Annotated in this window: 16 protein-coding genes and 1 pseudogene; 9 read left to right on the plus strand and 8 right to left on the minus strand. The window is 71.1% G+C overall.

Annotated features, from left to right (window positions below):
* Positions 1-31: 31 nt before the first annotated feature.
* Complete coding sequence (locus ACFYTE_RS01005; RefSeq protein WP_388703089.1) at positions 32-217, plus strand: hypothetical protein; 186 nt, start codon at positions 32-34, stop codon at positions 215-217.
* A 455-nt stretch (positions 218-672) separates the two neighbouring features.
* Here the strand turns inward: ACFYTE_RS01005 and ACFYTE_RS01010 are convergent, their stop codons facing one another.
* Complete coding sequence (locus ACFYTE_RS01010) at positions 673-1,842, minus strand: acyltransferase family protein (protein ID WP_388703092.1); 1,170 nt, start codon at positions 1,840-1,842, stop codon at positions 673-675.
* A gap of 269 nt (positions 1,843-2,111) precedes the next feature.
* On the opposite strand from ACFYTE_RS01010, the gene ACFYTE_RS01015 reads away from it, so the two are divergent.
* Both ACFYTE_RS01015 and ACFYTE_RS01020 read left to right on the plus strand, forming a co-directional pair.
* A complete protein-coding gene (locus tag ACFYTE_RS01015) occupies positions 2,112-3,575 on the plus strand; it encodes a glycosyltransferase family 29 protein (protein WP_388703095.1) in 1,464 nt (487 codons plus the stop codon).
* On the plus strand, positions 3,572-5,905 hold the full coding sequence (locus ACFYTE_RS01020; protein ID WP_388703098.1) for a glycosyltransferase: 2,334 nt from the start codon (positions 3,572-3,574) through the stop codon (positions 5,903-5,905). Before ACFYTE_RS01015 ends, ACFYTE_RS01020 begins: the two co-directional genes overlap by 4 nt.
* 80 nt (positions 5,906-5,985) lie before the next feature.
* Here the strand turns inward: ACFYTE_RS01020 and ACFYTE_RS01025 are convergent, their stop codons facing one another.
* Positions 5,986-7,320 carry a polysialyltransferase family glycosyltransferase gene (locus ACFYTE_RS01025; RefSeq protein ID WP_388703100.1) on the minus strand — a complete coding sequence of 445 codons (1,335 nt, stop codon included), beginning with the start codon at positions 7,318-7,320 and terminating at the stop codon, positions 5,986-5,988.
* Positions 7,317-8,294 carry a glycosyltransferase family 2 protein gene (locus ACFYTE_RS01030; RefSeq protein WP_388703103.1) on the minus strand — a complete coding sequence of 326 codons (978 nt, stop codon included), beginning with the start codon at positions 8,292-8,294 and terminating at the stop codon, positions 7,317-7,319. Before ACFYTE_RS01030 ends, ACFYTE_RS01025 begins: the two co-directional genes overlap by 4 nt.
* Before the next feature lie 198 nt (positions 8,295-8,492).
* Between ACFYTE_RS01030 and ACFYTE_RS01035 the strand changes: the two genes are divergently transcribed.
* From ACFYTE_RS01035 to ACFYTE_RS01055, 5 genes are read left to right on the plus strand one after another with little or no spacing between them, the layout of a single operon-like run.
* Positions 8,493-9,866, plus strand: coding sequence for a DUF6716 putative glycosyltransferase (locus ACFYTE_RS01035; protein WP_388703106.1), 1,374 nt, complete (start codon positions 8,493-8,495; stop codon positions 9,864-9,866).
* Between the two features lie 32 nt (positions 9,867-9,898).
* Positions 9,899-11,239: a cytidylyltransferase domain-containing protein gene (locus ACFYTE_RS01040; RefSeq protein WP_388703109.1), complete on the plus strand. Its 1,341-nt coding sequence runs from the start codon at positions 9,899-9,901 to the stop codon at positions 11,237-11,239.
* A gap of 12 nt (positions 11,240-11,251) precedes the next feature.
* On the plus strand, positions 11,252-12,190 hold the full coding sequence (locus ACFYTE_RS01045; RefSeq protein WP_388703112.1) for an N-acetylneuraminate synthase family protein: 939 nt from the start codon (positions 11,252-11,254) through the stop codon (positions 12,188-12,190).
* A gap of 58 nt (positions 12,191-12,248) precedes the next feature.
* Positions 12,249-13,619 carry a hypothetical protein gene (locus tag ACFYTE_RS01050; RefSeq protein WP_388703115.1) on the plus strand — a complete coding sequence of 457 codons (1,371 nt, stop codon included), beginning with the start codon at positions 12,249-12,251 and terminating at the stop codon, positions 13,617-13,619.
* A 48-nt stretch (positions 13,620-13,667) separates the two neighbouring features.
* Complete coding sequence (locus ACFYTE_RS01055; protein ID WP_388703117.1) at positions 13,668-14,216, plus strand: GNAT family N-acetyltransferase; 549 nt, start codon at positions 13,668-13,670, stop codon at positions 14,214-14,216.
* A 92-nt stretch (positions 14,217-14,308) separates the two neighbouring features.
* Here ACFYTE_RS01055 and ACFYTE_RS01060 read toward each other — a convergent pair whose 3' ends face one another.
* Positions 14,309-14,674 carry an NUDIX domain-containing protein gene (locus ACFYTE_RS01060; protein ID WP_388703120.1) on the minus strand — a complete coding sequence of 122 codons (366 nt, stop codon included), beginning with the start codon at positions 14,672-14,674 and terminating at the stop codon, positions 14,309-14,311.
* Positions 14,675-14,833: 159 nt separating this feature from the next.
* Between ACFYTE_RS01060 and ACFYTE_RS01065 the strand changes: the two are divergent.
* A pseudogene (locus tag ACFYTE_RS01065) lies at positions 14,834-15,313 on the plus strand (MarR family winged helix-turn-helix transcriptional regulator); the annotation flags it as partial.
* Between the two features lie 66 nt (positions 15,314-15,379).
* Here ACFYTE_RS01065 and ACFYTE_RS01070 read toward each other — a convergent pair.
* From ACFYTE_RS01070 to ACFYTE_RS01085, 4 genes are all read right to left on the minus strand, one after another.
* Positions 15,380-15,574: a DUF397 domain-containing protein gene (locus ACFYTE_RS01070; RefSeq protein WP_388703996.1), complete on the minus strand. Its 195-nt coding sequence runs from the start codon at positions 15,572-15,574 to the stop codon at positions 15,380-15,382.
* A gap of 61 nt (positions 15,575-15,635) precedes the next feature.
* Positions 15,636-15,842, minus strand: coding sequence for a DUF397 domain-containing protein (locus ACFYTE_RS01075; protein ID WP_388703123.1), 207 nt, complete (start codon positions 15,840-15,842; stop codon positions 15,636-15,638).
* A gap of 48 nt (positions 15,843-15,890) precedes the next feature.
* A complete protein-coding gene (locus tag ACFYTE_RS01080; protein ID WP_388703125.1) occupies positions 15,891-16,085 on the minus strand; it encodes a DUF397 domain-containing protein in 195 nt (64 codons plus the stop codon).
* Between the two features lie 7 nt (positions 16,086-16,092).
* Complete coding sequence (locus ACFYTE_RS01085; protein WP_388703128.1) at positions 16,093-16,944, minus strand: helix-turn-helix domain-containing protein; 852 nt, start codon at positions 16,942-16,944, stop codon at positions 16,093-16,095.
* Positions 16,945-16,956: the final 12 nt, after the last annotated feature.

The following is a 16,956-nucleotide window of genomic DNA, read 5'->3' on the forward strand; positions in this document are numbered from 1 at the left end:
TCTTCGCCGCGGGCCCGGCCGCGTGCCGGCCGTGCGGCTGACCCCGGGCCACGGCGCCGACCCGGTCCAGGTGCGCGCGGGCCCCGCCGGGGTGGACGGGAAGACTGCCGTCGCCCGCTTCCCCGGCTGCCTGCTGCCCCAGGCGATGGGGGCGACCGCGGCGGCGGACCCGCCGTTCTCCGGCTTCGCAGCGAAGCTCTCCCTGGCAAGCGGCTGAGCGCTCCGCGCGTGAGCCCCGCCGACTGCGACGACATCGTGCCCTTCACCGCCGGCCCACCCTGTGGCTGCGTGCAGGGGTCGGGATCTCGCCGGGGCGGGCGGGAATGCGAGGGTCCGGTCGGCTGCGACGGCGTCGTGGGCGATCGGGGTCCGCGCGTCTTCGGCTTGGCTCGGACAGGGGTCCCGTCGCGGCGGAGGGTGACACCGACCCGCGCCCCTCGCCGCCGGCCCCGGGCCGCGTACGCGTAAGGCCGTCGTCCGGGGCGCCCAGGCGGGCGGGGCGGGCACCGGTGTCGTACGCCGGTGGGTGCGGTGAGTGGTGGCGGTGGGGCGTCCGCTTTCGCCGTGCGCGGGACCCAGTGCGGTCCGCCGCGACGAGCCTTACGCCGCCCACGGCCCCGGCGCGCGCCCCCGGTTCCAGGACCCCGCGTCGTAGACCGCCGCGCGGCACTTCTAGGAGGGGGCGGGGATCGAGGTGTCGTTCCGGGCGGTGCCCGCCTTCTTGAGGCGGGGGCCGAGGGGGCGCTCCACATGGCGGTGGATCAGCCAGGCGAGGCCCAGCATGCCGAGCACCGTGACCGTGAGCGTCGGCCACGGCGGCAGGCCGAGGCCGCGGTGCAGCACCCGGATGACGCACCAGCCCAGGTGCTCATGGACCAGGTAGAAGGGGTACGTCAGCACGCCTGCCGTGGTCAGCCAGGGCCACGAGGCCCACCGTGTCCAGCCCAGCGCGACGGCCGCGACCGCGGCGAAGCCGAGCGTCAGCACCAGCAGGATCACATACGGGCTGCGGTGGAAGTCGCCGGCGGCACCCGGACGCCACAGCCCCGTCGTCACGGTCTCCTGGCCGAGCAGCCAGGAGACGCCCACGATGCCCCACAGGGTCGGGTTCCCGCCGCACCGGTGGATCAGATACAGCGCGAGCCCGCCCACGAAGAACGGCGCGTGCTCGGGCATGACCAGCTGCGCGGTCAGCTCGTTGCCGGCGCCCTTGCAGATCACCGCGGCGAGCGTCCACACGCAGCAGAACAGCACCACCCGCCGGTAGGTGACGCCCCGCAGCACCACGCACACCGCGAACAGGGCGTAGAAGCGGACCTCGGCCCACAGCGTCCAGCACACGCCCAGCACCCGGGGCACGCCCGTCGGCATCTGGAACATCGTCAGGTTCACCAGGACCTGGTCGAGGCGCAGCGGATGGAGGGCCGCGGGCACGACGAAGGCGGCGCCGGTGACCAGGAGCACGGCCGCCCAGTACGCCGGGTAGAGACGGGCGACGCGGGACCGGAAGAAGTCGCCCGGACTGCGGCCCCAGCTGCTCATGCAGATGACGAAGCCGCTGATGACGAAGAAGAACTGCACGCCGAGACAGCCGTAGACGGCCGCCGTGGCGAGGTCGGGGAAGACCCGGGCCGGCGACTGCCCCCAGGAGCGGGAGATGTCGCCGCCGCGTCCGGCGAAGTGGTACAGGCAGACCATCAGCGCGGCCAGCAGGCGCAGCCCGTCCAGGGCGGGCAGCCGCTCCCGGCGGCCGGCGGGACCGGGGGCGGGAGCCGGATCCGCGGCGGGGGCCGGGGCGGGGGGAGAGGGAACGGAGACGAGGGTGGAGGATGTAGCTGCCACGTGCGGCACGCCTACCCTGTGCCGGGGGTCCGTCGCGGGTTCGGGTCCGGATGTCCCCAGGACGAAGGAGCGCTCCCACCGGCAGCTGGGGGAATCACAGGATCACCGCGGTCCAGCGCGGTCCACCGCCCAACGATTCTTCCGCAGTCCCCAGTGCGTTAACCCGCACGTCGTTTTTACTTCCTAGTTTCTCCATCCATCCCCACGCGTCGGCAAACGCGCGGCATGCGGCGGTAAATTCAGTCTTTGCTTGGCAAAACAGGAGAGTTATGACGAGGGTCCAGAACAGGCGGGCACCAGCACGCGGAGGGGAGCTGGACGACTGCCTGCGCGCCTGTGCGGTGCACAGCGGCAAACTCGTCGGCAGCCTCGACCGTCGCCGCACGGAACTCGCCGAGCAGCTGCGCAAGCTGCTCGTGGTCCACACCATGGTCGACACGGCCCCCGCACCCGCCCCGGCAGGCGGCGCCACCGCCCTGCTCAAGCGCGCCGTCAAGGGCGCCACCGCCCCCGCCGGCGGCATCGGCAACGAGCTGCTGGACGCCCTGCTGGCCGTGGCCAACAAGGCGCTCGAATGCGGCTACGACGACGAGCTGAACCTCGCCCTGGTGATCAGCGAGACCGTCCTCGCCCAGCGGAAGAACTCCCGCGCCGGCTGGCGGCTGCGCGCCCGCGCCCTGGAGGCGGCCGGCGAGGAGCGCGAGGCCATCGAGGCCTACGAGCGCTACCTGGAGCTGACCAACGAGGACGGCTTCGGCGTGGCGGCCCGGATCGCCGGGATGCGCCGGGCCGGGGAGCGCGAGCGTGAACTGCTCGACCTGCTGAAGCGGCAGTGCCCGCGCGCCGCCGACCACACCCGCGGCCCCGCCACCGACATCTGGGCCGAGGGCCTGGCCCTGCACGCCCTCGGCGACTGGGCCGAGGCCGAGCCCCGGCTGGTCGGCGCCCTGCTCGTGCTCGCCGCCGACGAGGCCCCGGTCGCCGACCGGCAGGAACTGCTCGGCCAGTACCTCGACCTGCGTACCGGCCTGGCCGACGCCGACCCCGCCGCCCTCGGCGAGGCCGTCGCGCTCTACGCCGAGCAGCGCCGCATCCGGATGCGCGGTCCGGTCGCCGATCCGACGATCGGCGGCGTGCAGTGGATCACCCTCGGCGAGTTCCGCAACCTGGTCGCCGGCAAGTCCATCTGCCTGATCGCCAACTCCGGCCGGGTCGGAGCCAGTTCGCTGGGCAAGGAGATCGACGACTACGACCTGGTGGTGCGCTTCAACTCGTACAAGATCGACCCGAAGCACACCGGCACCCGGACCGACATCCACGCCACCATCCACAAGCACGGTTTCAACTGGGACAAGCCGGTGACCACGCGGCTGGTCTTCGGCGGCATCTCCGGCGACTGGAAGCACTCGCTGCGCAACCGCCTGGTGCCCGGCGCCCAGCAGTACCTCGGCGACGAGTCGCTGCGCTGGCCGCTGCGCAACATCGGGCACATCGGCGCCGACGCCTGGTCCGGCATCCCGACCACCGGCTTCAACATGCTGTGGCTGCTGGACTTCCTGGACGTCAGCCCCACCCTCGACCTGATCGGCTTCGACTTCTACGAGAGCGGCGCCTACCGCGTCCAGGAGGCCATGAAGCTCGCGATCACGTCCGTGCACGAGTACACCAGCGAGAAGGCATGGGTCATGCAGCGGGCCCAGAGCGTGACCGACATGAGGATATCCCTGCGATGACCACGACCTCCCCCACCGGCGCCGCCGCCGTCAGCCCGGCGGCCTCGGCGTCCGCCCACGCCCTCACCGGCAAGCGGCGCATCGCCTTCGCGAGCTACGTCGACGAGAACTACCTGCCCGGGTTCCTCGTCCTGCTGCGCAGCCTCGCCCTGTCCAACCCGGGTGTCTGCGAGGACTTCGTCGTCCTCTACGACGATCTGCGACCCTCCTCCATCGCCCGGATCCGCGCCCTGCACCCGCGCATCGTGCTGCGCCGGGTCGAGGACGAGCGCTACGACTCCTACGTCAAGGGCGACCAGGACAACTACCTGGTGCGCAAGGCGTACTTCATCCTCGACATCTTCCGGCTGCGCGACTACGACACGGTCATCACCCTGGACACCGACATGGTCGTCCTCGGTGACCTCGGCGAACTGCTCAAACTGCGCGAGGGGCTGGCCGCCGTCCCGCAGTTCTTCTACGGGCAGCACAAGCTCAACTCCGGGCTGCTGGTCATCCAGCGCGAGTACCTGTCCGACGAGTTCTGCGCGAAGATCGACCAGACCGGGCGCAGCGGCGAGTACGAGCTGGACAAGCACGACCAGGGCATCCTGAACGCCGTCCTCGACGGCGACTTCGTCCGCCTCGACGCCCGCTACAACTTCGTCAAGCGGCGGCTGTCCGGCGATCTGCCGGTGCCCGAGGACACCGCGATCCTGCACTTCACCGGCCGCCACAAGCCGTGGCAGGGCGGCGAGTCCGGGTACTCCCTGGCGGAGGAGCGCTGGCGCGAGTTCGAGATGAACGACGCGGAGTTCCACGCCGCGTACGTGGCGCTCGGCGGCGCCCACCACGACCTGCTCGTGCACTTCGGCACCCCGCACGTCCGGCGCACCGGCGATGTGGAGATCGCCCGCAAGCTGGCCGCCACCCACATCGCGGCCGGCGAGTACCAGGAGGCCGTGGACATCCTGTCCTCGGTGCGGATACCGCTGGACGCGGCCTGGCCGCACGAGGTGCTGGGCCACGCCCTGATGAGCGTCTCCCGCTACCCGGAGGCGAAGACTCAGCTGCTGATGGCCACGGCCGCCCCCAACCGGGCCGCCACCGCCTACGCCCGGCTCGCCCAGATGGCCTGGGTGCACGGCGACAACGCCGAGTCGCTGCGGTACGCCACCGCCGGTCTGTCCGTCGACCCCACCCACCGCTCCAACCGGCTGTGGGCGCAGCGCGCCACCACCGTGCCCCCGCAGGACCAGGGCGCGCCCGACGACCAGCTCGCGCACGTCGCCTTCTACATGGACCGGCAGGGCAACGCCGGTGACAAGCTGCTGCCGGAGACCGTCCGGCTCGGCTTCGGCCCCGACACCACCTCGCGCCGCTGGCACTCCGTGCACGCCCACCGGCTGTTCGACGCCGCCGCCCTGGAGCGGGTCAACGCCCGGCGCGGACTGGTCATCGGCGGCGGCGGGCTGTTCATCCCGGACACCATGCCCAACGGCAACAGCGCCTGGCAGTGGAACGTCCCGGACGAGCACCTGCGCGCCATCGACGTGCCGATCATGGTCTACGCGGTGGGCTTCAACGCCTTCGACGGCCAGTCCTACCGGGCCACCCGGTTCAACGAGAGCCTGCGCCTGCTGGTGGAGAAGGCCGCCTTCTTCGGGCTGCGCAACCACGGCTCCATCGCGAAGGTCCGCGCGCTGCTCCCGCCGGAGCTGCGCGACAAGGTGGTCTTCCAGCCCTGTCCGACCACGGTCAGCCGCCAGCTGATCGCCGGCTGGAGCGACCCGCTGTACCGCGACGACACGGTGATGCTGAACGCCGCCTACGACCGGGCCGGGCTGCGGTTCGGACACGACTACGGGCACTTCCTCGGCCAGATGGCCGAGGCGGTCCGCAAGATCGGCGCGCACACCGAGGTCAAGTGCGTCGCGCACTCCCTGGACGACGAGCGGATCGCCTTCGACCTGCGCCGCGAGCACGGGATCTCACTGCCGGTGATCCCGATGTACGACTTCTCCAACGACGAGATCCGCGAGACCTACGCCAAGACCCGGCTGGTCATCGGGATGCGCGGGCACGCCGGGATGATCCCCTTCGGGGTCGGCACGCCCATCATCAGCCTGATCTCGCACCCGAAGATGGCGTACTTCCTCAACGACATCGAGCGCCCCGAGTGGGGTGTCTCGGTCCACGAGCGGGAGCTGGGCGCGGTGCTCACCGAGCGGGCCCTGCACATGCTGGACAACCACAGCCGCACCGTCGCCGACGTGCACGACCGGCAGGAACTGCTGTGGAAGGTCACGCAGGAGAACGCGGCCCGGATCCAGCAGATCCTGGCCCGCTGACCCGAAGGGCGTGGGGCGGGGCCCGTCAAGGACCCCGCCCCACGCCCGGAAGACGCCCACGCGCAGCGCGGCCGGCCTGTTCAGCGGCGTACCGCCCGGCGCAGGTTGCGGGCCTTGCGGGCCACGCGGCGTACGGTCGCGTTGCGCGGGATGAACGACAGCTGCGCCGGGACCCCGCCGGGCAGTGCCAGCGAGGTCAGCCGCTTGCGCTTGAAGTAGCGCAGCGTGTGCGGGTTCAGATGCTCCGTCAGATAGCCCTCGGCCGCGGTACGCAGCTCCGGGTAGATCTTCGGCTGCATGGTGAAGCCGACCGCCCGGACGAGTTCGCCGAGCGCCGACACGTCCATGCCGGGCCGCTGCTCGGTGACCGCGGCGCGGTCCGTCAGATCGGGCAGCAGCGCGTCGACGACGGTGACCGGGATGCGGTTGCTGTTCTCGAACGGGGACAGCCGGTCCAGCAGGGTGTCCGTGCCCACCCGGGCGGTGGGCAGGCCGTACAGCGCGGACGCGGTCAGCAGCGCCGTGGAGAAGCAGCCGACGACCAGCGCCGGGCGCATCCGCTGGTACAGCACCTCCGCGAGGATCGGCGTGTCGAGGACCGTGAGGTCGACGCCGAGCCGCTCGGCCGCCCGCTCCAGCGTGCTCGTGAAGCGCGCCGGGGCCGACGGGTGCGGCTTGAACACGACCCGCTCGTGGCCGAGTTCGACGGCGCCCTTCAGCATCCGCACATGAAGGTCCTCCTCCTGCTCCGCGCTGAGGATGCCGAGCGCCGACAGGTACTGCCCGAGCAGCAGCGCGGGCTCCTCGATGTCCGGCAGTCCCGCACCGCCGCCGGCGAGTTCGGCCAGCACCTTGGTGAACGCGGCCGTCGGCACGATCTGGGCCGGCACGTCGAACTCGGTGAGCAGCAGCGGCCTGAGCCCCGGCACCAGGTCGAGGTGGAGCAGCCGGTCCACCCGGGTGCCGACCAGCGGGTCGATCTTGTTGCGGGTGGGGCCGTAGCTCATCAGGCCGTCCGCGTAGACCGTCACGGGCGCGCCGGTGAACATCTGCGCGAGGCTGAGCGACGGGTTGACCTGGATCGACTCGACGGCGAGTTCGACGTCGTCGTCGCCGAGGTCCCAGGCGAGCCGCAGGTGGCGTTCCCACAGCGGCAGGTCCTCGGGCCGCGGGGCCCAGCCGCCCGGGTGGAACGGGAAGATCGTCTCGTTGTACGAGATCACGTCGTCGAACCGCTCCCGCAGCCGCTCGAAGCCCGGCATCCCGTCCGGGCCCGGCGTCGTCTCGGGCGTCGCGGCGTTGTTGCAGACCAGCAGGATGCGCCGGTCGGCGGGGCGGAAGGAGCCGGAGTCCAGGGCGGCGGCCAGCGTGGCGGTGCCGTACAGCGTCGACACCTGGAAGATCTGCGTGGTCACGCGGCGGCCCCCGAGGCGGCGGGGCGGCGGCGCAACCGGCGCAGCTTCGTGGCGCGTTGCAGGTCCATGGAGTCCAGGGCGTCGTCCAGGACGCCCTGCGGCATGCGCCGCAACGCGGCGGCGCTCAGTGTCTTCAGCTTCTTCGCCACCGCGGGCTCGAACCTTTCGATGGATCCCAGATGATGGGAAATGATGGCGCAGTAGGTGCGAACGGCCTTCGGCAGCAGCGCGTCCGCCTCCGGGTCCTGGGCGGTTTCCTCGATGACCTGATCGAACGCGCGAATGAAGTCGAGCTGCCGGACGTCACCGATCTGGGTGAGGGACGAGGCCACCCCGCGCCGGTAGAAGACACCGAGCAGGTTCACCGCGGCGAACGACTCAGCCTCCCGGTGCAGCTTCCAGATCCACGGCCGGTCCTCGGCCGTGCGCAGCCCGTCGGTGAAGTGCAGCAGCCCGCGGTCCACCAGCCGCCGGTGGTAGATCCCGGCCCAGGCGTAGGCGTAGTCGACGGACGTGGTCCGGTGGGTGGGCAGGATGGCGTCGCGGGGGCGCATCACCACATTGCGCCGGCCGTGCGGCACCAGATGCACCGTGCGCGCCCGCCCCGTGCACTGCACATGGTCGGTGCGCAGGAAGTCGCAGCCCAGGTCGTCCATGGCGGCGACGAGCCGGGGGTAGTAGCCGGGGGCGAGCCAGTCGTCGCCGTCCAGGAACGTCAGGTACTCGCCGCGGGCCCGGTCGATTCCGGTGTTGCGCGCGGTCGCCAGCCCCCCGTTCTTCTCGTGTCTGACATGTACCGCGCCTGGCAGCTCGCGCTCGGCGCGCGCAAGGATCTCTGGCGTCCCGTCGTTCGAGCAGTCGTCGACGAGAATGAATTCGAAGTCCTCACGGGCGTTCGCACGCAGGCTTCTGAGCGTGTCTGGCGCGTATTGCTGCACGTTGTAGAACGGCACGATGACGGAGAGCTTGACCACACAGTGGACGTTAGGACGGGGCCCGTCATTCGTCTTGACCGCCACCTTGATATCAGGTGAACGACGTGTGGCGAAGCCGTGAACCAGGGTCTTTTCCCGCTGGTTCCCGGGCTGATTCGCCATCCGTCGATGTGCTGTTAACCGTTTGTTGTATTCGGGTTGGGCGGATCCTAGGAAAGGCTTCCTAGCGTCTTCGGCGTGCCAGTAAGTGCAACGAAGTCCCTACGGGTCGCCGTGCTCGCGGATTCCGACACCCGGTGGAAGTGGGGCGCCCTCACCGCGAGCCGCATCGCGGGCGGCGGCCGGGCCGAGCCCGTCGAGTCGGGTATCCGGCTCGACGGCTATCTGCTGCGGGGCCGCGCCACCCCCACCGCCCGTCAGCTGCGCGAGGTCGGCGTGCACGCCGACTCCCTGCGCGAGGTGACCGCCGTCGAGTTCCTGCGCGCCATGAACGCCATGAACGCCATGAATGACGAGTCGTACGACGTCCTCGTCCTCGCCCTCGTGGGCGGTGGCGTCCAGGCCATGCTGCACGGCCTGAAGCGGGTCTGGGAGGACCGCACCGAGCGGCCCGTCGTCGTCACCGGCTATGTCGGCGTCGTCTACGAGAAGCTCGCCGACGGCCTGCTGCTGCGGCACGGAGCGGACCTCGTCCTCGCCAACTCCCGCCAGGACGCTGACCGTTTCCGCGCCGTCTACGAGGGCGTGGGCGCCGACGCCTCCGGCGTGACCGAGGTGGCACTGCCGTTCCTCGGCGGCGCCCCCTACTCCGGCGAGCCCGCGCCCGCCACGCAGCCGGAGGGCAGGCCCTACACGGTCGTGTTCGCGGCCCAGCCCTCGGTCCCGGAGAGCCGTAAGGACCGTACGTACCTGCTGGACCGGCTGATCCGGCACGCGCAGGCGTTCCCCGACCGCGAGGTGCTGCTGAAGCTGCGCTCCCGGCCGGGCGAGCACACCACGCACATCGAGGAGCTGCCCTACCAGAAGCTGGCGCAGAGCCGCGAGCTGCCCGCCAACCTCCGCCTGGTGTACGGACACATGGGCGAGGTCCTGGACCGCACCGACCTGCTGGTCACCATCAGTTCGACGGCCGCCCTCGAATCGCTGCACCGCCGCATCCCCACGGTCGTCCTGACCGACCTCGGGGTCCGCGAGGTACTCGGCAACCACCACTTCGTCGGCTCCGGCTGCCTCGCCTCCTGGGACCAGCTGGACGCCGGTCACCGCCCCGAGCCCGAGCCCGAGTGGGTGGCCCGGCAGGGCGTCGCCGCCGACGGCACGTACGGCACGGCCTTCGACGCCGCCCGGCACCGCATCACCCGGCTGCTGGGCCGGCCCGGCGGGCTGCCGCCCCTGAACCCCTACTACACGACCGAGACCGCGCCCGGCTATCTGCCGGGGATCCTCGCCCGCCACCACCTCGGCCCGGACGGCTCCCCGCTGCCCGGCGCGCCCGCCGCCGACAGGGCGCCGGGCCCGGTCCGGCAGATCGTGCGCCGGGCGGCGCGCGGCGCCTACCGCCACGGCGTCCAGCGGGTGGCACCCGTGATCCGACGAATGGGAGAGCTGTGAGCGACCGGATCCCGCGTCAAGGAGGAGAGCCCATGTCCGACTCCCGGGCGGGCCAGGGCGCTTCGGTGCGCCGGGTGCTCGCCGTGATCCCCGCGCGCGGCGGCTCCAAGGGCGTGCCCGCCAAGAACCTCGCCCCCGTCGGCGGGGTGCCGCTGGTGGCCCGCGCGGTGCACGAGTGCCGGGCCTCCCGGCTGGTCACCGATGTCGTCGTGTCCACCGACGACCAGGCCATCGCGGCGGCCGCCCGGCAGGCCGGCGCCGAGGTCGTGCTGCGGCCCGCCGCCATCGCCGGCGACACCGCCACCTCCGAGGCCGCCGTGCTGCACGCCATGGACGCCCACGAGGCGCTGCACGGCGCCACCGTGGACGTCGTCCTGCTCGTGCAGTGCACCAGTCCGTTCCTGATCCGCGAGGACGTCGACGGGGTCGCCGCGGCCGTCGTCGAGAACGGCGCCGACACCGCGGTCACGGTGGCCCCCTTCCACGGCTTCATCTGGCGGGACGCCGGCGACGACCCGGTCGCGGTGGAGCCCACCCGCGAACAGGCCGCCGGTGGCCCGGTTGCGGTGGACTCCACCCGCGAACAGGCCGCCGACGGCACCACCCGCGTCGCCAACTCCACGGCCACCCGCGGCGGTTACGGCGTCAACCACGACAAGTCGTTCCGCCCGCGCCGCCAGGACCGCCCCCAGGATCTGCTGGAGACCGGCGCCGCCTACGCCATGGACGCCACCGGGTTCCGCGAGCACCGGCACCGCTTCTTCGGCCACACCGAACTGGTCCGCACCGACCCGGCCCGGGTGCTGGAGATCGACGACCCGCACGACCTCGCCCGCGCCCGGGCCCTGGCCCCGCTGTTCGACGCGGACCGGCCCGGCGCCCTTCCGACCAAGGAAGACATCGACGCGGTCGTCCTCGACTTCGACGGCACCCAGACCGACGACCGGGTGCTGATCGACGCCGACGGACGGGAGTTCGTCTCCGTGCACCGCGGGGACGGCCTCGGCATTGCCGCGCTGCGCAAGAGCGGCCTGAAGATGCTGATCCTGTCCACGGAGCAGAACCCGGTCGTCGCCGCCCGGGCCCGGAAGCTGCGGATCCCGGTGCTGCACGGCATCGACCGGAAGGACCTCGCCCTCAAGCAGTGGTGCGAGGAGCAGGGCATCGCGCCCGAGCGCGTGCTCTACGTCGGCAACGACGTCAATGACCTCCCGTGCTTCGCCCTCGTGGGCTGGCCCGTGGCGGTCGCGAGCGCCCACGACGTCGTGCGCGGCGCCGCACGCGCGGTCACCGCCGTCCCCGGCGGCGACGGCGCCATCCGAGAGATCGCCAGCTGGATCCTCGGCCCCTCTCTCGATTCCCTCACCAAGTAAGGACATCCCCTGATGAGCACCAACTCCCGCATCCGCTCCTTCGGTTCGCGTGAGGCCGGTCCCGGCCGCCCCGTCTACATCACCGGCGAGATCGGCATCAACCACAACGGTGACCTCGACAACGCCTTCAAGCTGATCGACGCCGCCGCCGAGGCCGGCTGCGACGCCGTCAAGTTCCAGAAGCGCACCCCGGAGATCTGCACCCCGCGCGACCAGTGGGACATCGAGCGGGACACGCCCTGGGGCCGGATGACCTACATCGACTACCGCCACCGGGTGGAGTTCGGCGAGGACGACTACCGCAAGATCGACGAGTACTGCAAGGAAAAGGGCATCGACTGGTTCGCGTCCCCGTGGGACACCGAGGCCGTCGCGTTCCTTGAGAAGTTCGACGTCCCGGCCCACAAGGTCGCCTCCGCCTCCCTCACGGACGACGAGCTGCTGCGTGCCCTGCGCGCCACCGGCCGCACGATCATCCTCTCCACCGGCATGTCGACCCCGAAGCAGATCCGGCACGCCGTCGAGGTCCTCGGCAGCGACAACATCCTGCTCTGCCACGCCACCTCCACCTACCCGGCCAAGGCCGAGGAGCTGAACCTGCGTGTGATCAACACGTTGCAGCAGGAGTACCCGAACGTCCCGATCGGCTACTCCGGTCACGAGACCGGCCTGCAGACCACGCTGGCCGCCGTCGCCCTCGGCGCCACCTTCGTCGAGCGCCACATCACCCTGGACCGCGCGATGTGGGGTTCGGACCAGGCCGCCTCGGTGGAGCCGCAGGGCCTCACGCGCCTGGTGCGCGACATCCGGATCATCGAGGCGTCGCTCGGCGACGGTGTCAAGAAGGTCTACGACTCCGAGCTGGGCCCCATGAAGAAGCTGCGCCGGGTCTCCGGTGTCGTGGCCGAGGCGGAGATCGCCGCGGCGGCGGGCGAGCCGGTCACCGTCTGACTCCGCCCGAGCCCGCCTTGGTCCCCTGCCGAACGCCTCACGGGACGGTCGTACGACGATGAACCGACGCGCCGGTAACGCCGGCCCCAGCCTTCGCACCCTCGCCTTCGTGGAGAGCCCGGTACAGCTGCTGAACGTACTGGAGTGGGCGCACACCCATGCCCTGCGCGGAGCGCCCGGGGCGCAGGCGTCCGGCGCGTCGGCGCCGGCGTCCTTCCCGTCCGTGCCGCCCCAGGTGCGGCGCACCCCACACGGCGCCGCACCGCCGTCCGCCGCGGAGCCCTCCGGGTCGGAGCCGTCTGGGGTGGTGCCGCCGGGGTCGGAGTCGTCCGGTGTGGTGCCGTCCGGGTCGGAGCCGATCGGAGTTGTGCCGTCTGGTGCGGTGCCGTCTGGGGCGGAGTCGTCCGGTGTGGTGCCGTCCGGGGTGGAGTCGATCGGCGCGGTGCCGTCCGGGATGGCGCCGTCCGGGGTGGAGCTGACCCTTGTCGTCCTGTCCCCGACCGACCCGATGACCCGCGGGCAGCTGCGGCGCATGGCGGACCTGGCCCGGGACGAGGGGTACGAGGTGCGCTGGGAGGAGGCGCGGGGCGGTACGACCGCGCCCTTCCAGACCATCGGCGGCCTCGCCGGGGCGCTGCGCCGTGCGGACCGGATCGTCATGGGCGACCCGTTCTCCCGCTACGTACAGCTGCTGCTGACCATCACCAGGGCGCGCGACCTGGTCGTGGTCGACGACGGCACGGCGACGATGGAGTTCGTCGCCCAACTCGCGCGCGGCGAGCGGCTGGTGCGCTGGCACCGCAAGGGCGGCCGGCCGGGGCCGCGCGACCTGCTGTTCGCCCCGGTCTCCTCCTCGGCCCGGCGCCGGCTGACACCGAGGGCCGGCCGCCGGGTGGAGGTGTTCTCGTCCATGCCGGTCGAGGAGATCCCGGACGGCGTCACGATCACCGCCAACGACTTCGGCTGGACCCGGGCCCGGTTCGGCCCGCCCCGCATCACCAAGGGCGCCGACATGGTCGGGACGTCCCTGGTGGAGACCGGCGTCGTGGACGGCGACCGCTATCTGGAGGCCGTCCGCGGCCTCGCCAAGGCGCACGGCGCCGCCCGCTACTTCGCGCACCGCCGCGAGAGCACGGAGAAGCTGCACCGACTCGCGACCGAGACCGGCCTGGAGATCGTCCGCCCCGACCTCCCACTGGAACTGATCGCCCGCCGCGGCCCGATCGGCCGCACGGTCCTGAGCTTCCCGTCCACGGTCGTCCACACCCTCCCGCTGGCCCTGGCCGGCACCGGCGTCCGCGTCGCCGTCTGCGACATCGACCCGACCTGGCTCACCGACCACGCCTCCCCCCGCGCCCAGGGCTTCCTGTCCGGAGTGACAGACACAGCAAAAGACATCCACCGCCTGTCGACGGTGGCCCTGGCCTAGCCCTTCTGCTCCGGGTCACTCTCACGGGCGTGCGATAGGTTGCCCGCCATGGCTGAACTCGGACCCGTTGCCTGGCCGCCCGCCCCGATAAGGACCGAGCGGCTGGTGCTCCGCGAGTCCGAGGCCCGGGACCGCGCGGCGTTCATCGAGTTGTTCACCTCGCCAGAGGTGCGCACCTACCTCGGCGGCCCTCGACCGCGTGCTGAGCTTGAGCGCGCGGTGCCTGAGGTACCCGGGCGACGCCCTGGCCTCTTCGTGATCGATCTCGACGGAGCGATGATCGGCATGGTCACGCTCGACCGGCGCGATGCGGAGCGTCCGGGGCACGTCCGTCCGGATGCCGGCGAGGCCGAACTCGGCTACATGTTCCTGCCGGAGGCGTGGGGACGCGGGTACGCCGCCGAGGCGTGCGCGGCGGCACTCGACTGGTTCGCCGACGCGTGCCCCGGCGAGCCGGTGGTGCTCTGCACCCAGACCGCCAACGCCCGCTCGATGCGCCTCGCGACCAAGCTGGGGTTCACCGAAGCGGACCGCTTCGAGGAGTTCGGCACCGAACAGTGGTTCGGCTCCCGGTCCTCGCCCACGTCGTCCGCCTGAGCTGGGGTTACCGCGCGGACGAGGATGCCCGCGACGTGCAATGCGGCGCTCGGCGAGGAGCGAGTGGGCGAGGCTGGGCGTGCCCGGCGCGGTCACACGGGGGTGTGGCCTGTCAGGTAGGTGCGTACGACTCGGGGGAGTGCGGCGTCGGCGGTTTCTGTGAACGGGGTCCAGCGGATTTCTTCCGGTGGGAGGCTGGCGCCGTCCGACGGGGACTCGGTCAGCAACTGGCACACCACGGCGGACACCGTGTCCTGCGGCTCCAGTGTCTGGGAGCCGTCCACGAGGTAACCGGTCAGCTCGTAGACGACGCGCGCCGCGGTGGCCTCGGCCGTCTCGGCCGGTTCGGGGGTGCCCGAGGGCAGTCCCCAGCCGTCCGGCCGTCGGACCAGCAGCAGCCGGCCGTCGTATCCGACGACCGCCTCCACCGTGCCCGCGGTAGCCCGCTCAAGCGTCATGGCTCGACCATCCCTTCCCCCGGCGCCGTCCCGGCCGCCCGTCGGCGAGTGCCGTACCACCGGGTGCTGCACGCCTACCCGGGCCCGCCCGGAGCAACGCATGCACAGCCGCCTGGAAATAGTAGCCATGGGTATAGTAGCCATGTACTCTATCTGCCCATGAGTAAGGGTTCACCGGGCCCCACGCCCGGATTCCTGGTATGGCGGCTCGCCAACAAGTGGCGCGTCGCGGTCGATCGCGCGGTGGCTCCCCTGGGCCTCACTCACGCGCAGTACTCACTGGTCGCGTCGCTGTACGGCATGCAGCGCACCGGGGAACGGCCCAGCCAGCGCCAACTCGCCGACCACACCGGCCTGGAGGCGCTGTACGTCTCGAAGCTCGCGCGCGCCCTGGAATCGGCCGGCCTGATCGAGCGCACCCGCGATCCCCGCGACCCGCGGGCCGTACAACTCGCCCTCACCGAACGGGGCCGGACCGTCACACGGCAGGCCGTCGAGGTGGTCCAGGAACTGCTTCAGCAACTGCTTGAGCCGCTCGGTGGCCTCGACACCCCGCGGGCAGGCGCGTTCACCGACGAGCTGACGACCCTGCTCGACGCACCTCTCAGTCCACCCGTACCGGACGACGAGACCACTCAGGGAGCGCGCCAACGCGGAACTCGCGGCGCTGACCACGCCCAGGTGATGCGCGGTCGCTCACGCGGGTCAGCGACGGGGTCGGTCCTTCAAGCCCTCAACGAAGGCGGCAAAGGCGGAGGCAGTAAAGGTGACGACAACTCGGGCGGGCGTCTTCGAGTCACGGACGGCTATGTGTGTGTCCTGGTCGGCGACTTCCACGCAGGTGTTGCCGTCGCCTCCGCCGGAGTGAGATGACTTCTTCCACCGCGTCGGGGTCTTCATGCTGGTCCTCACATCTCCTTCGTCAACTGGCGGATGAGGTGATCCCGGTTGCCCGCGGAGGTCAGGGGTGAGGTTCCCTCTTCAAGCCCCTTACGAAGGCGGCGAAGGCAGGGGCGGGGAAGGTGAGGACGGCTCTGGTGGGCGTCTTCGAGTCGCGGACGGCTATGTGGGTGTCCTGGTCGGCGACCTCCACGCAGTCGTTGCCTTCGCCTCCGCCGGAGTACGACGACTTCTTCCATGAGGTCGGGGTGTGCACGCTGGTCCTCACATCTCCTTCGTCAACTGGCGGACGAGGTCGTGACCGTGCCCGCGGAGGTCAGCGGTGGGGGTGTTCCTTCAGTCCCTCGATGAATACCGTGAAGGCGCGGGTGGGGAAGGTGAGGGCGGCTCCGGTGGGGGTCTTGGAGTCGCGCACCAAGGTGTTGAAGGGTGACTGGGCTATCTCCACACAGGCGTTGCCGTCGCCGCCACCGGAGTAGGACGACTTGCGCCAGTGGTCGCGGTTGGTCATGTGTGCCTCACAATTCCTTCGTCAACCTGTGGATGAAGTCACGCGACCGGCCAGGGTCGAGTGACACTGGCTCCACTCTACGGAAATGCCTTCGGAACACGCCCAGTTGCGCTTCGGAGTCGATGAAGACCGTGCCGTGAGGGCCGTCCCGTACGACGGTGTCCAGCTTCGGGACGGCGCCACCCGCGTACACCATGGCTGCGCCCAGGTCGGCGAAGTGCTCCAGGTCGAAGGGGATCACGCGCACCGTGATGTGGTCGGCCTCGGACAGTTCCAGGACGCGAGCAAGCTGATCCCGTGAGGCAGCACGACTGCCCACCATCATGCGAAGCGCTGCTTCGTGGACTACGGCCTCGTACGGGACAGGCTGTGTCCTCTCCAAGATGATGAGTCTCTGCATGCGATGCCGCACTCGCAACTCCAGCTCCTCTTCGGGGAGTTCGGGAACACGAGACGAGAAGAGGGCCCGCGCGCAGTCCTCTGTCTGGAGAAGCCCGGGGACGTGCAAGAACTCCACGTCCCACCGGTAGGCGGCGTAGTACTCCAGCTCCGACAGGTCCAGGAACGACGTGGGCAGACGGCCCCGGTACTCCTCCCACCAGCCGCGCGTTCGATCGACTGCCATTGCCGCAAGGGCATCGATCAACTCTTTGTCCGTGCAGGCGTAGTGAGCCGCGATTCTGCGCAGGCGGGCCTCGCTGACGCCCGCGAGGCCGGCCTCGATCTGGCTCACCTGTGCGGAGTCCGATCCCAGCAGCGCGGCGGCTTCACGTCCCTTGAGTCCCGCAGCCTCGCGCAGTTTCCGCAGCTCAGCACCCAATCGCGCCTGACGTGCGGTGGCCTGCCGTCTGCGTGGCATGGTTTCCTCCTC

It is taken from the genome of Streptomyces sp. NPDC004629 (genome assembly GCF_042873595.1).
GTDB lineage: Bacteria > Actinomycetota > Actinomycetes > Streptomycetales > Streptomycetaceae > Streptomyces.

What these genes read in the sequence shown, in the direction of transcription:
- ACFYTE_RS01015 (WP_388703095.1), top strand. Translation starts at nt 2,112, where the DNA reads ATGACGAGGGTCCAGAACAGGCGGGCACCAGCACGCGGAGGGGAGCTG.
- ACFYTE_RS01020 (WP_388703098.1), top strand. Translation starts at nt 3,572, where the DNA reads ATGACCACGACCTCCCCCACCGGCGCCGCCGCCGTCAGCCCGGCGGCC.
- ACFYTE_RS01040 (WP_388703109.1), top strand. Translation starts at nt 9,899, where the DNA reads ATGTCCGACTCCCGGGCGGGCCAGGGCGCTTCGGTGCGCCGGGTGCTC.
- ACFYTE_RS01045 (WP_388703112.1), top strand. Translation starts at nt 11,252, where the DNA reads ATGAGCACCAACTCCCGCATCCGCTCCTTCGGTTCGCGTGAGGCCGGT.
- ACFYTE_RS01050 (WP_388703115.1), top strand. Translation starts at nt 12,249, where the DNA reads ATGAACCGACGCGCCGGTAACGCCGGCCCCAGCCTTCGCACCCTCGCC.
- ACFYTE_RS01055 (WP_388703117.1), top strand. Translation starts at nt 13,668, where the DNA reads ATGGCTGAACTCGGACCCGTTGCCTGGCCGCCCGCCCCGATAAGGACC.
- ACFYTE_RS01060 (WP_388703120.1), bottom strand. Translation starts at nt 14,674, where the DNA reads ATGACGCTTGAGCGGGCTACCGCGGGCACGGTGGAGGCGGTCGTCGGA.
- ACFYTE_RS01070 (WP_388703996.1), bottom strand. Translation starts at nt 15,574, where the DNA reads ATGAAGACCCCGACGCGGTGGAAGAAGTCATCTCACTCCGGCGGAGGC.
- ACFYTE_RS01080 (WP_388703125.1), bottom strand. Translation starts at nt 16,085, where the DNA reads ATGACCAACCGCGACCACTGGCGCAAGTCGTCCTACTCCGGTGGCGGC.
- ACFYTE_RS01085 (WP_388703128.1), bottom strand. Translation starts at nt 16,944, where the DNA reads ATGCCACGCAGACGGCAGGCCACCGCACGTCAGGCGCGATTGGGTGCT.